We start from the raw sequence: 15,024 nt of genomic DNA, 5'->3' as shown, positions 1-15,024 counted from the left end.
TCCAGCACGGCGACGCGAAAAAGCGGCAGAAACTGGCCCGAGCGGTTACAATCTGTAACAGACCGTATTCGTACGGAACCGATCTCTGCCGGTGCTGTTGGACCTAGACCTCCGTATCCTCGTCCTGTTCCTTGTGCGGCATTTCTTCGATCAGGCGGGTTTCCAGCAATTGCCCGTTCCGATACAGGATCGGATAGGCCACCGCAGCGATGTGGCTGTTGAATTCACGGAACGCGCGCAGGGTTTCCAGGTGTATATCGCTGGTCTCAAAGCTTTCCGTACTGCCGTGCTGCAGGCGTTTGAGGTGGCGTTTGCGGCTGTCGCGCTCGGCCCGTTTGATTTCGGTTTTCTCAAGGCTCAGCAGACGGGCGCTTTCCAGATCGTCCGAGATCAGAACGTTTGAGGCCAGTTTGAGGTTGGCCAGGATGCCTTCGTGCATCTCAACCAGTTCCGACCAGCCCTCTTTTGAAAATGAAGCGCCCTTTTTCCGCATGTCGCCCGCCAGAACAGTCAACCGCTTGGCAACAACGTCGCCCGCAGTTTCCAGGCGGATTGCGTATTCCATCAGGTCGCGCGCCACTTTTGCGTTCTGCTTTCCGAATGTCTCCTCGGGAATGGCGGCCACGAATTTTCGAATACCCGACAGGCAGTCGTTCACATTTTCGTCCATGTCCCTTACGGCGCGTATCTGGTCCTTGTCGCCGCTGCGGTACAATTCCAGTGACGGGCGGAACATCGACTCGACCAGATCGCTCATCCGCAGCAGTTCACGCTTGAGGCTGGACAGCGCCTGGGAGGGGCTGCCGGCGGTGCGCACATCCAGCGCGCTGGCCGGGCGACCTGCCTGGGCCAGCGCGTTCGCAGATTTCGGGTCCGGAAAAAACTGCTCGAACGGCGCGCGCAATCGCCCGCAGAACGGCAGCGCCAGCAACAGCAACGAGGCATTGAATGCCAGATGCGCATTGACCAGCATCTGACCGCCCTGCAAATCCCCCAGAACACCAGCACGCAGTGCCGCAGTCGCTGCGAAAAGGGTGACTATCGCCCAGCTGCCGCGCAAGGCCAGGTTGGCAAAGGGTATGCGCCTGGCAGGCATTTCCATCCCCCTGCTCAGCCAAACAGGTATGAAAGCTGAACCGAAATTGGCCCCCAATACCAGCGACAGCCCGGCAGCAAACGGGATTGCGCCGATCTGGACCAGCGTCACACACATCAGGATCGCCGCGACCGAGGAATGCATAACAAAGGCCAGCGCGCCGCCGACCAGAAACGCTGTAATATAGTCGCGCGCCAGATACTCGGCGACGGCAGGCAAAAAAGCACTGTCCCGGATCGGGTCCATGGCTTCGCGCAAAAAGCGCAATGAGATCAGGATGAACGCAATCCCCATCAGGATGCGCCCCAATTGCCGGGGCTTCTTGGCCTCGGTCTTGACAAACAGATACCCACCAACCGCCAGAAGCAACGGTATCAGCCAACCCAGCTGGAACGACAAAACCTGAATGATCAGCGCCGAACCGAGATCAGCGCCCAGCACGATTGCAAGGCCGGTGGGAAAGGTCAGGAACCCCCCAGCAGCAAAACCCGATGTCAAAAGGGCAACCGCTGCCGAGCTTTGCAGAACCACCGCCATTACAATGCCGACCATTGACGCCTGCGCGTAATGGCTTTGGCCCGTCATGAGGCGCTGGAACGAAGCCCCATAGCTGCGCTCGATCCCTGTGCGGACCATCCGCACTGCGTAAAGCAGCAGCATCGTGGCTCCGGCCAGGCTGATGAGAAAGCTTACTATCGCCATGATCCTACCCGTTCACCAAATCCAGCATTTCCCCGTGCAGCTCGGGTGTTGCCGCGGAAATCACCCGGCCGTCGGAGTTCAGGTCAAGCGGCCGACCCTGCCAATCTGTCATCACCCCACCCGCAGCTTCTACCACGGCCATCACTGGCAGGTAGTCATAGGGCTGAAGGTCATAGTCGATCACAGCATCCACATGGCCCGCCGCCAGCAGGGCATGGGGGTAGCAATCATAGGCGAACCGTCTGGTCTGTCCAGACTGCATCAGCCTGTCGAACAACGCCGGATGATCGCGATAGATCTTGTCCCCTTCGTTTACAAAAAGAATGGACTGATCCAGCCGCGTTTGGGCCGAAGTCGTGATCTCACGGCCATTCAACGTGGCGCCCCGGCCAACAACGCCGGTGAAAATTTCATTTATCGCCGGCATTCCGATCACGCCGATATCCGGTTTACCGTCAACCAGATGCCCCAACAGAAATCCAAACAGCGGATGGCCGGACAGGAATGACCGGGTTCCATCGATCGGGTCGATGATCCAAACCTCGCGACAATCCTGACCCTCGAACCCATGTTCTTCGCCAAAGACGCCGTGATCGGGAAAATGCTGTCCAAGATAGGCGCGAACCTGCGCTTCAACACCCTTGTCGGCCTGTGTCACCGGGCTTTCATCCGATTTGAACTCAACCCCCAGCGCGCCACGAAAATACCCCCGCGCTGCTTCGCTGGCCAAGTCGGCTATCTTTACCGCATGAGACAGCAGGTCGGTGCTTTCATCGGTCTGTGACGTCTTTGGATTCAGCATTTGTTTCTATCCTGTTTAACGATGATTGCGATCCCGGAGCGGTTACAAATCAGGAACGACCATTTGGCGGTCTCGCCTCGATCTCATCTCAACACATCCCACAATAATCCTACAAATCAACAAATACTCAAACAAAAAAACCCAAATATCCACGCTTTCACAAAAGTATGTGGATTTTGAAACATGATTCGATTCTCAGAACATGCAGGCAAAGGCTGGCTACACGCAAACAGGCGCACCCAAAGGCCAGAGGGTTGTGACGAAAACAAGAGTGAGCTCCTGTGGACGTCCCGGCCCCTACACACTTGAAGACAAAGATTTAACTTATCCAGTAAACAAGTTTCCGGGCATCGTGCCGCCTTTAGCAGCATTTCGGAGCTGAGCAAAACCGCGACCGCCGAAAGCCGTGATTCCGAAGACCGACTCCAAACAGTAAATACACTGAAATCTACCTAATGAATTGTTATGGAATACACTTCTAGGTAACGCGATCCAGCTATCTGAATTAAGGTCAGCGGTTCCAGGGTTGGCTAAGGTCTCTACATTTCGCTTATCCAGTGATCACTGTAAAGCGGGCCCAGGTCTCGGAGGGTCAGCGTCTTGCCCGACGACAGATCGATAACAGGCTTATCCAAAATAAGTTCTGCACGATCGAGCCCGCGAAAAAAGGACATTGCCATATTCTCATCCCGCGAGTCCCGGTGCCGGGATGGCCATGCGCGAAATGTATCAAGTTTTGATGTGATATGTGAGGCGAGGTCATCACGTACGAAAAATGCGTTCACGCCGGCCGAGTTTGTTCCGACAAATTGATACCCTTTCGCAGCGGCCAGCATTTTGAACGCACCCAGAGATGCACCATAATACTGGCCTGAATAATGTGCCGAGAAACGTTCGAAGCCCGGATCGTAAGGGACAGTCAGGTTATGCAAATCACCAAAGATCGCGTTGTATTCAACAATCAGTATCGCCGGAGATACGGAGCTAATCGCATCCAGCACCCAATAGTCGTTGCCGTCAATATCGACACTAAGAATGCCAATTTCGCCCGACAGATCGTGTTCGATCAGCAGAGTGTCAATATTTTCCGCAGTAATAAAGGCTTCAACGGGCGTTATGTCATTAAAGACGTGGATTGGATCTGCCCGAACATACGCAATATTCGCGGCTGACCCATCCATGATCAGACCGCGCCACCCCCTGTGGCGCACCAAAAAGCGCGTATTCGCTTCGGTATAGTTTTCAACTCCAAACTCAACAAAAACGCGTGGTATGCTTGGCAGTTGCGAGACCAACCATTCGATAATGCCATCTTCCCCGAATTGAGAATGGATGCGGAATTCTGCGTCGGCGATACATTCAAGCCTTACCATTGCCTGAACCTGCCGGGCAGCAACCTGCCCAGTGGCCAGCAGTAACCGTTCCTGGCGCCCCGCAATTTCAGCGAGATGAGCTGCAGTCATCTGCGGGGCCGGCGCAGACAAAGGCAGCGTTTCGGAAGAATGCAAGAAGCGCGATAAGACCCGACGCAGTTTCACGATAGGTTTCCGTAGTTGAATTGTAGCAATGGTATCAAGAGTCTGTAAGATTTGGCATCAGCAAAAGATCAGTATGCGGAGAACCGGCCTTGGACTCGCCTTGTCGCAATGCCTCGTACATCTGATCAAGCGCATCAAGTGATAGCTGGTTTAGGCTATTCGGGTTAGATGTGCCAAGATCAATGACCTGGATATCGTAGCGTGATGCGATTGCGTCGCGTAACATTTTGTAACCCCCGGAACGCTCAAGACCATAGGGCCAAAACTCAAGCACAACCGGGCAACGCATTGTGGCCATTCTTTTTGCACAGGCCAGCACGTGACCTTCATGCCCTTGCGTATCGATCCAAATCAAATCGGGCCCGTCTTCAGGCAGCAGGCCATCCTCGACTAAACTGTCAAAGGTCCGAACCGGCACATCCTGAAGGATCCAATCGCCCTCATCATGTAGATTATTCGCGATGTCGCCTGAGACGCGAAGGCGATGGTCTCCGAAATTGGAAGGCGAGAGCTCCATCTGCATCGTGCCGTTTCTGTCCGATACTGCCATTTGGTGGCAGGACACCTTGTGATCTACGTCATGCAGGAAAGTGTTAGCGCGCAAAAGTCGAAAGTTTTGCGGGTCTGGTTCAAAAGCGATAACGCGGTCAAAACCACGCCGTGCCGCATGGATCGAATGGGAGCCGATATTCGCTCCGATATCCACGAAACATGACGTCGCGATTTCATGCCCATTTTGGGCAAGAATCTGCATTACATCATCAATGGCGCGCTCCTGGAACTGGCCAGTCTGACGAAGAGACCCGCCAATCACGGAATCATTTCGGTGGGTTATCCAGTGCCCTCCTTCGGCACCGCGCGACATGACGAGTTCCGAGTTTTGCACGAAGGGTTCGGGTGAAGCCCATTTTGTTGTCGAGATTTCAGCCTCCCCTGAAAGGAAAGTTGCCCAGTTGCCATCGTCTTCTGAGGATTTAGGTGCTGCGTTCAAGCGTTGGCTCGTCGGCCAGTGTAGCGCCAGATATTCCGGGCTTGCCATCCATTGCTGGAATTGGCGCCGAGGAGATCCGTCGTGATTCAATACCCACCTACGAAATATCCCGCGCGGCTTACCGCTCGCGTGGAAGAGCAGCCTCCGCAATGTCCGGACTGGACGCCCGTTCGTTGTGCGGAACAGCTTTTTTTCAAGCGCTCCGCGCTTGGGTTGAACTTGGGTCATTGTGTGCGTTCTTTGCAGTTGCATGATATCATCGCGAAGGCTCGACACTTCCGTGGCGAGAGGTGGAACGTTGCCCAGCGCCCGGTGAATCTCTGATAATGCTCTGTCAAACCGGTAGACACCTTGGATCAGGTCCATCCCAATTCGAAGCGAAAACGCCTCATCCAGAGCACCGATCTCTGGTCCATCAACTTGTGCTACCACTGCATAATCAAGCGAAACATCTGTGAAAAGACTGATCAAATGAGCAGCTGTTTCCTCTCTTGGCTCACTGCCCTGCAAACGAAGAATCACGTTGCGCTCGAACCCGACATGCTCGGTGAGAAAACTGGTTAACCCCGGAGGCAGCGGTCGCAAGTGCGTAGGGTCAAGATGAAAATTGACCAAGCTAACAAGTGGATTTTCCGGATTGGGTGTTTCCAAAATCAAAAGCCCACCAGGGCGCAAAACACGGTGCGCCTCTGTTACCAGTTCGCGAATATCGTCAAAAGGCAGATGCTCGATCAAATGAAATGCGGACACTAGGGCAAGCGTGTTGTCTGGCAGCGCTTTCAACGCCGGCAGCGCCTCCATCTGTTCAACCGCCAGACCTTTTTGGTGAGCGATATCAAGCATCCCCTTGTCGATATCGACGCCACGTGCACTCAGGCCAGCCTCTTCCAGAATTTCCAGCCATTCACCTCGACCGCATCCCAGATCAAGCGCCTGTGCGTCCCCTTTCTGAGCGGCGAGTGGCGACAGGAAGGGCTGGTATACTCGCAAACGCTCCCGAATAAGAGAAGGATCGCCACGAAATCGTGCCTCGAAATCGCGATAGAAGGTGTCAGTCATACTCCGTACTTTCACATTTGCATAGTTTTGTCCGAGATGATCGCGCTTTTCTCGGATATTTACCTGATTGTTAGTACAAGTCAGGACAGAGGTCATCCCGTTTCTGGCTCGGAAATCACGCGTTCCTTCGCGTTACGTATTAGGTCAGAGGATCTGCCAGCTTAGGTGTGATCGGCGAAGGATCAAAACACCCGTAATCTGATATCACTCTGACCCCAAGCCGTTCTGGATCAGAAAATAGACGGCCATAAACGGTGATGTGAATCAGAGATCCAATCACCTTTTCCTGCAGTTCATATACGATCCCGTTGGCGATGGTATCCGGATGCTACGGCCGATTGTTCTGCCAAGAACCTCTGGCGGCGGCAATCGAGATGCTTCAGGTCACTCCTTCAGCATCCATTTCAGCGTCTCTTCCAGAGTGTGACGGATGCCGATCGGGATCAGGTTTTCCAGAAGTGTGGGATCGCCCATCAGAACCTTGATTTCTTGTGCGCGCATAAAGGCAGGATTAGACACCACCTCGATCTCATGGCCGGTTATGGTTCGACACATGTCCAGAATCTCCGCCAGCGCGGTTGCTTTACCGGAGCAGATATTCACGGTTTCACCTTCGGGTGCGTTTTCCAGAAGCAACCTGTACACTCGCGCAACATCGCGTACATCGGAAAAGTCCCGCGCGACATCCAGGTTTCCCAATTCTATCTGTGGCTGCTTACGACGGAAATGAGAAACGATCTTGGGAACAAGAAACTTGGGGTCCTGGCCAAGACCGGTATAATTGAATGGTCGGGCAATAACGACAGGAAGACGGTCGTTATACAGCCGGGCCATGTGCTCCATTGCAAGTTTTGAAACCGCGTAATCGTTAACAGGTGCCGGGGGGGTAGATTCCCCTATGGATGGCACGGCGGCGTTACCATAGATATTCGCGCTACTGGCCAGAACGACGGCTTTGCGGCCATGTCCGGTGTTGGCAAGCGCTTCTAGTAAGCACCGCGTCCCCATTAGATTGACCTGATAAAAGCTCTCGGCGGTTCCGTGTGCCACAAATGCGACCCCTGCCAAATGCAGCACCGCGTCCGGAGCGACATGGGTAATGACCTGCTCTAGACCCGATGAATCTGTCAAATCTGCTTCCAGATATTGGGAATCAGGCTTGGGGGCCGGATTTGTTCCGGTGCCCCAAACGTCCCACCCTGCTTCTGCAAGCTCTATTGCGGCATAGTGTCCGGTAAAGCCATAGCGTCCGGTAATCAGAACTCGGGGTGCCGGCATCAAAAGGACACACCCTTTTCGTTACGTGCAAGATCCGCCTCAACCATCATCTGGCAGAGTTCCTCCAAAGATGTTGTCGCCTCCCAACCAAGCTCTTGTTTTGCCTTGCTCGCGTCGCCAATCAGCAAATCCACTTCAGCAGGGCGATAGAATTTGGGGCTAATCCTCACAAGAACACGGCTGCCCTCGGCGTCCACCGCCACTTCTTTCTCACCTTCACCTTCAAAACGCAGCTCGATACCCGCGCTCTTGAAAGCCATGGCGACAAAATCCCGCACTGTCTCGGTGCGACCGGTCGCCAGTACAAATGTATCGGGTTCATCAGCTTGCAGCATACGCCACATGCCATCCACGTAGTCCCGGGCAAACCCCCAATCGCGCTTTGCGTCAAGATTGCCCAGCTCAAGGCAATCAAGTTGACCCAGTTTGATTTTGGCAACCGCGTCAGTGATTTTGCGTGTTACGAACTCCAACCCTCGCAAAGGGCTTTCGTGGTTGAACAGAATGCCTGAGCTGCCGAATATATCGTAGCTTTCTCGATAATTGATGGTCATCCAATGCGCGTATAGTTTGGCAACACCGTAGGGGCTGCGCGGCCAGAACGGAGTCGTCTCGCGCTGCGGTACTTCCTGAACCTTGCCGAACATTTCGGAAGTGGAAGCCTGGTAGAACCGGATTTTGGGGTTCACTATTCTGATAGCTTCCAGCAAATAAAGTGCGCCAACGCCGGTGATCTGTGCGGTTGTGTGCGGTTGTTCAAACGAGACGCCCACAAAGCTTTGAGCCGCCAAGTTATAGATCTCATCCGGTTCCACCTTCTGAATAAGCCGGATCATTGTCCCCATGTCAGTCAGGTCGAGTTCCGACAGATCCAGATTGGGATGGTTACGAATACCAAGCTCTTCAATGCGCCAGAAATTCGTGGAAACAACCCGACGGAAGGTCCCCACGACGTTATAACCCTTGTTCAGCAACAGCTGAGCGAGATAGGCACCATCCTGTCCTGTGATACCTGTGACGATAGCAGTTTTTGTCACTCTTAATCCCTTTCTGTTTTGTCTTTTGCCTGTCGGAAAATCCTGGCCGACATGAGCAGTGCTTTTTTGTCAACTTAGTAGTGTGTGCAAGACCGCTTTAGTATTATTTCACGCGCAAGGGCTACAAAACTGGCCAATTCAAAGCTCTGTATTGGAATTGAAACCTGCGAACCCAAGCTTAGAACCAAGAGCGCGGACTTTCTGATGAAAGATTGGGCCTGCGATAAGTCGTGAAAGACGTCAATATGCATCGGTTTTTTTGGGTGCGTACATTGCCCGCCCCATATCCCGAGCCACATCTGACCAACTGCGCAGTGGCGCGGTTTTGATTTTTTCTTCCAGTTCTGAACGGTGGGCAGCGTTATTGAGCCTTAAGACGGCCTCGCCGATGCTTTGGACGCTCATTGCATCACAATATTCAACAAGATCCATTCCTACTTCGACGAGCGAGCTATTCTGGGCGACTACGGCCGTTTTTCCGTAGGCCAACGCCTCGCCCACGGGCAGGCCCCATCCCTCGTAAACACTCGGCATCAGCACGAACTGGCAGTTCTTGTAAAGGACGCCAAGCTCCTCATCTGTTGGTCCGTCAACCATGCTTACATAGCCGTATATATCGCCTGTCCCCTCCAATAGGTTATCGAACTCGTCTGTAAGCCAGCCTTTGCGGCCGGCAAACACAAGCTTAGGCAGATCAACATGGCCCTGATCAACAAGGTACTTCCACGCCATCGCGGTGCGCCAGATATTCTTGCGTGGTTCGACCGTACCAACACAAAGCGCATAAGGCTCACCAATAATTTTCCGCAGGTGGACACTTAGCTGGCTGGCGTCTTCAAGATGGGGGAAAGCGTCGAACGAAATCCGCGAAGACACGGGCCCTTGTTTCTGGGCATTCTCGTCTTCGAGCCCAATCTTGGACAACCCCGCCTGCGCCAAGGGAACAGCGGTCGCATTTCTCTGGATATCGTGTGCTTGAAAAAAGCGTAAAAGATCCTGCCGGGTCGCCTCAGAGATTGTCATGTAGCGGCTTGTGTACTCCCGACTGTCTAAAAGCCAGTCATAAAATACATAAGGCATGCTTCCAGCTGTAAACTGTGGTGCCACGATAGGGATCAGATCGTACACCAGCGAATGTACTTCCATCCCACTCGCTTTCGCCTTTTTGAACGCCTGAGTGTGGCGCGCCAGCCAACTGCTGTCCAGAAGCACAAGATGGTCACCTTCTATTGCCACATCGAACAAAGGTTGCTCGGTTCGGCGAGACCCCGAGGTTTCGACTGGTGCTTTCTTCCGCCGGGCCGCGCGCCACATCTCTGATGACATGTCCTTTTTTCGAAATACGGACTCTCTTCTGAGAAAGCTCATCACATCCAATTTGGTGCGGTGGAAGAAATACTTTGCAGGGCGGTTCCGGTACCCGTCCAACATTGGAAGATTTGAGCGCGCGGATTTCCAAGGATAGAAAATCTGCCGCAGCTTAGCTGGCGACGTAAGGGTTTCTCGACCCATTTCCTCCAGAAGCAAACAGCGCTGAACACCGGAGTTTGCATCGCACCAACAAAGGTAAACAAGCTTTGGATCGCTTAGTTTAGAAAACTCTGAGATCAACTCAACAACAACACGCTGAATGCCCGAGTAGCGATCAACTTTTTTGATATAGTCGATTAGTCCTGAGATATCGAAGAATACTTTTTTGCCATCTTGGTTAAACGTAGGGGCGTTCATAGCTTACTCTCCATGCAGTCTGCCAGATGAAGTGGTCTCATCTTCTTGGATTGTTTCGCAGTAATACCGAAGTGTACTGATTTTAAGGGCTTTTGCGACTAACTCGACTTCATGAGCAAGTAATCGCGCTTTTCTGGAAAATTGAGGTTCACACAACAGAAGGGCTGACTCTTGACGGCGAGTGTGGCGTCTGCCTGACAGAATGCCGAGTAATGCTGAGACCTGCGCGCAGCGCCGAGGTCGATTGGACCAAAACCACGTGACATTTTAGAGGGGAATTGCCAGGCATGACAGTCCTTTCAAAGTTTATGGGCTCTATTGCCGGGATGGGTAACGGTCCCGTTAGTCCAGTCTTTGCAATACCGCTCGCACGTCCGCTGCAACGTTCGACCAAGCGCGAAGCTGCGGTTTATGCGCAGCAATGCGTGCGCGAAGGTTCTGAGCGAACTCCGGATCTGTCAGCAGCCTTGTGATATGGTTTGCAAGTTGATCAGGCCGATCTGGATCGAAATAGACACCAAGATCTCCGCACACTTCTTTCAGAACCGCCGCAGTAGAGCAAAGCGCTGGTGTACCGAACCACAAGGCTTCACCGGCGGGTAAACCCCAGCCCTCCATTCGGCTAGGCATGACAAGTGCCAAAGCATTCTTGTACAGGTTTACAAGGTCTGTCTGATTGGGGTTCTCGCGGAAGACCACGTGCTCACGGATCGTTGTGCATTCGTCTGATTGCAGATAGGTGCTTGTTTTGTGACGCAACGCCCCTGCCAGAACCAAAGTGGGTACGTCTTTCCCGTCACGCTTCAGAATGCGCAATGCTTCGAATACGACATCCAGGTTCTTGCGGCCCAGCATCGATCCAACTGTCATGATATATGGATTATCCGGAATATCTTGCTCGGATTGCTCGGTTCCCTCGGGGCATTCATGAACCAAGGGGACTGCGTAGACCTCTGGCGCTTCCGGCAGAACACCTTTTTCGGAGAAGTCCAGAACTTCCTGTCGCGTAAATACGGAGTTTGTTAACAGCGCCTTGGCGCGGGAAACCAGCAGTTGGTTATCCCCTATGAAGTTGCGCGGGAAACTTGCCAGCTGGTGTTCAAAATCGTGCATGGGGATCATGTCATGCAGCAATGGAATGATATCGCAAGAAACCCCTTTACGATCCAGAGTGCACAGGATTTCAACGATCAACTTGGGCCGCCCACAACTCACCAACGTCTTTCCAGACATGTCGATGGGCGTCATGTCTGGGGCTATCGCCTCCCAGGCTTTGCGGTTTCTGCGCCCGACCAGCGGTCTGACGGCCGCCAGCACCAGATCCCTCATAATTGACTTGGTGTAGTGGTGACTGCGCACGCGCAATTGCCGGATACCGATTGGAACGTTCAGGTCAACGCCACCATCTGCTCGTATGGTTGGGAATACTTCTAGAAGTTCATTATGACCCTGCGAGAAAACGGCGAATCTGACGGACGCGTCCTGTTTTCTGAGCTCAGTGCCAATCTCGGCAACGACCCTGGCGATCCCGTAATAACGCAGCTTACCGGTCGAGGCTAAAAGCACCTCGGTCAGGTCATAGACAACCTGCCGCTTCTTGGCTGCATTGAGATCGTTTTCCATTTCCGTTTTCCTTCGGCCACCCGGTCAGTCTAAAGCGGTTATCCAACCGTGTCCTAGACCCTGGAATAGACGTCCTCATAGCGGATGATGTCATCTTCGCCCAGATAGCTTCCGGTCTGCACTTCGATCAGCACCATTGGAACCTTGCCTGGGTTTTCCATGCGATGCACAGCGCCAAGCGGAATGTATACGGACTGGTTTTCAGTGACCAGCTTGACGTCGTCATCGACGGTCACCTTCGCGGTTCCCTCAACAACAATCCAGTGTTCGGACCGGTGGTGATGGCTTTGTAGCGATAGTGCTGCGCCGGGGTGTACATGAATACGCTTGACCTGAAAACGTCCGCCAACCACCAGGCTTTCAAACCAACCCCACGGGCGGAAATCCTTGGGAAAAATGGTGGCCTGGCTTGCGCCCTTGACTTTGAGCGCCTCGACAGCCTTCTTCACGTCTTGCGCACGGGATTTGTCCGCCACCAAAACCGCGTCGGATGTAGCCACAGCGATTATGTCCTTCAGGCCGATGCCGACCACTTCCAAATTACCGGCCTCAGAACGCAAAAGCGTGTCATTACAGTCTATTGAGGTCGCATTACCTGTGGCCACAACTCCGTTGTCATCCGGTCCTGCCTCACGCCAAACCGAACCCCAGTCACCCAGGTCAGACCAGCCAGCAGAAAATGGAACAACGCTCAGGTTGTCGGCCTTTTCCATCACCGCATAGTCGATCGAGATATCTTCGACCTGCTTCCAGGCCTCTGGGTCCAGCCGTAGAAAACCCAAATCCGTTTTGGCAGCTTCGCAAGCGGCCCGGACCGGAGCCATCAGTGTCGGGGCGTGGGTTTCAAAAGCGGCGATGACGTCACAGGCCCTGAAAAGGAAAATGCCACCATTCCACAGATGCTTGCCGTCGGCCAGCATAGCAGAGGCGGTTTCAACATCTGGTTTCTCGACAAAGCTGTCGAGTTTGACAGGAGCGGTGCCCTCCGGTGCTCCAGCCAGTTTAAGATAGCCATAGCCGGTCTCGGGCCGATCCGGTGTTATCCCAAAGGTTACCAACTGCCCGGCTTGGGCTGCTGGCACACCTGCAGCCACGGCTGCACGAAAGGCGTCAGCATCAGGTACAACATGGTCGGAGGGCTGAACCAGCAATAGGGCTTCGGGGTCGGACATTGCCACATGGAGAGCTGCCGCCAGAACCGCCGGCGCGGTGTTGCGTCCCTCAGGTTCAATCAGAATCGTGCCTGGATCAATGCCAGCCACCTGCAATTGTTCAGTCACGATAAACCGGAAATCAGATCCGGTCACCACTACTGGTGCATCATAGTCCGACCCTGATACGCGCCGGGCCGAGGATTGAAACAGGGTCTCGCCCCCGGTGATCGCCGTAAACTGCTTGGGATAGGATTTCCGGGACAGCGGCCAAAGACGGGTGCCAGAACCACCGCAAAGAAGAACAGGAGTGATGGACACGATCAGATAACCTTTGCCAATAAATGCAAGTGCCTAGTGTCAACTTAAGGGCGCAATTTCAAGGTTGTTTCACTACCACTGGGTACGTTTTGGCGAAAAAACGCTAAACACCTGCCCCCTGAGACCGCATTGCCCAGGCATTTCCGCCTCAATTTCCCAGTTGAGGTTCGATCGCCACATGCCTCCAACGTGGCGTGCCTCAGACAAACCGCCACGCTTCCAGTTGGCAAAAGGGAAAAGCGGCGGTATCGGATTCGAGCTGCTACAAAACGTAACGGCTCAAATCTGCAGATTTGGTCAATTCGCCCAGATTGTCGTCCACGAATTGTGCGTCGACAGTTATTTCTGTTCCGGCCCGGTCTGGTGCGGTGAATGACAGCTCTTCAAAGACCCGCTCCATGACTGTGTAAAGTCGCCGCGCACCAATGTTTTCAATGCTCTGGTTCACCTCGGCTGCGATCCGTGCCAAGGCGGCAATACCATCTTCGGTAAAGCCAACCGTGACCTCTTCGGTGGCCATGAGGGCTGTATACTGCCGGGTCAGTGCGTTGTCGGTTTCAGTCAGGATGCGCACGAAGTCTTCCTCGGTCAGCGCGCGCAGCTCTACCCGGATGGGCAGACGGCCTTGCAGCTCGGGCAAAAGGTCTGACGGTTTGGCGATATGGAACGCACCGGACGCGATGAACAGGATGTGGTCGGTTTTCACCGGACCGTGTTTTGTCGAGACGGTTGTACCTTCGATCAGGGGCAGCAGGTCGCGCTGCACCCCTTCGCGACTTACATCACCGCCACGCGCTTCTGTGCGGGCACAGACCTTGTCAATCTCGTCCAGAAAAACGATGCCATTCTGTTCCACCGATTCCAATGCGGTGCGGGTGACCGTCTCATCGTCCAGCAGCTTGTCTGCCTCTTCTCCGATCAGTACGTCATAGCTTTCGGCGACAGTCAGACGTTTCCTGACAGTGCGCCCGGCAAACGCCTTGCCAAAGATATCGCCCAGATTCATCATCCCCATCTGACTGCCAGGTTGTCCAGGGATATCGAACATCGGCATTGGGTTTGAACTGTCCGCGACGTCCAGTTCGATGACCGTCTCATCCAGTTCACCCGCCTTGAGCTTTTTACGGAACATCTCTCGTGTGCCTTCACGGGCATCCGTACCAGCGATGGCGTCAATCACGCGGTCTTCGGCGGCCTGATAGGCTTTGGCCTTGACGTCTTCGCGCATGAATTCCCGTGTTTGCAGAATGGCGGCATCGGCCAGATCGCGGATGATTTGTTCCACGTCGCGACCGACATAGCCTACCTCGGTGAACTTCGTGGCTTCGACCTTGATAAAGGGCGCGCGCGCCAGCTTGGCCAGACGGCGGCTGATCTCGGTTTTGCCGACACCGGTGGGGCCGATCATCAGGATATTTTTTGGATACACCTCTTCGCGAATATCGTCCGGCAACTGCTTGCGGCGCCAGCGGTTGCGCAGGGCAACGGCCACAGCGCGCTTGGCATCCTTTTGCCCGATAATGAATCGATCCAGTTCCGAGACAATCTCGCGCGGGGTCAGGTCGGTCAAAGGGCAATCCTCTCGGTCGTATTTGCGTGATGCGGTCTAGGTAATCATGGCTTTGATGAAAACAAGCAAACCGCGGGTCTTGGCCGCGTTGGTTAACAATGCCTCATGCGGTTTGCAAATCCTTTGCT

The 15,024-nt window shown here is 54.0% G+C and carries 10 protein-coding genes; all 10 read right to left on the bottom strand.

Going from position 1 to position 15,024, the window contains the following annotated elements:
• Window positions 1-103: 103 nt before the first annotated feature.
• Window positions 104-1,798 (bottom strand): Na/Pi cotransporter family protein, encoded by a 1,695-nt coding sequence (locus ACR0DS_RS09725; RefSeq protein WP_480559160.1) that lies wholly within the window; start codon window positions 1,796-1,798, stop codon window positions 104-106.
• A gap of 4 nt (window positions 1,799-1,802) precedes the next feature.
• A complete protein-coding gene (locus ACR0DS_RS09720; RefSeq protein ID WP_480482562.1) occupies window positions 1,803-2,600 on the bottom strand; it encodes an inositol monophosphatase family protein in 798 nt (265 codons plus the stop codon).
• Between the two features lie 539 nt (window positions 2,601-3,139).
• Complete coding sequence (locus ACR0DS_RS09715; protein WP_480559158.1) at window positions 3,140-4,138, bottom strand: hypothetical protein; 999 nt, start codon at window positions 4,136-4,138, stop codon at window positions 3,140-3,142.
• Window positions 4,139-4,172: 34 nt separating this feature from the next.
• Entirely contained in the window at window positions 4,173-6,188 is a 2,016-nt protein-coding gene (locus ACR0DS_RS09710; protein ID WP_480559156.1) for an FkbM family methyltransferase, read from the bottom strand.
• A 384-nt stretch (window positions 6,189-6,572) separates the two neighbouring features.
• Complete coding sequence (locus tag ACR0DS_RS09705; protein ID WP_480482568.1) at window positions 6,573-7,466, bottom strand: NAD-dependent epimerase/dehydratase family protein; 894 nt, start codon at window positions 7,464-7,466, stop codon at window positions 6,573-6,575.
• On the bottom strand, window positions 7,466-8,503 hold the full coding sequence (gene gmd / locus ACR0DS_RS09700) for a GDP-mannose 4,6-dehydratase (RefSeq protein ID WP_480486890.1): 1,038 nt from the start codon (window positions 8,501-8,503) through the stop codon (window positions 7,466-7,468). The genes ACR0DS_RS09705 and gmd overlap by 1 nt, the downstream gene beginning before the upstream one ends.
• Window positions 8,504-8,743: 240 nt before the next feature.
• Entirely contained in the window at window positions 8,744-10,231 is a 1,488-nt protein-coding gene (locus ACR0DS_RS09695) for a glycosyltransferase family 4 protein (RefSeq protein ID WP_480482572.1), read from the bottom strand.
• A 342-nt stretch (window positions 10,232-10,573) separates the two neighbouring features.
• A complete protein-coding gene (locus tag ACR0DS_RS09690) occupies window positions 10,574-11,854 on the bottom strand; it encodes a glycosyltransferase family 4 protein (protein ID WP_480559154.1) in 1,281 nt (426 codons plus the stop codon).
• 53 nt (window positions 11,855-11,907) lie between these two features.
• On the bottom strand, window positions 11,908-13,326 hold the full coding sequence (locus tag ACR0DS_RS09685; RefSeq protein ID WP_480559152.1) for a mannose-1-phosphate guanylyltransferase/mannose-6-phosphate isomerase: 1,419 nt from the start codon (window positions 13,324-13,326) through the stop codon (window positions 11,908-11,910).
• A 262-nt stretch (window positions 13,327-13,588) separates the two neighbouring features.
• A complete protein-coding gene (gene hslU / locus ACR0DS_RS09680) occupies window positions 13,589-14,896 on the bottom strand; it encodes an ATP-dependent protease ATPase subunit HslU (RefSeq protein WP_480559150.1) in 1,308 nt (435 codons plus the stop codon).
• Between the last annotated feature and the right edge of the window lie 128 nt (window positions 14,897-15,024).

It is taken from the genome of Ruegeria sp. AF5 (assembly GCF_056541905.1).
Note: the sequence above shows the minus strand (reverse complement) of the source record. Positions and strands in the feature narration are given on the sequence as shown.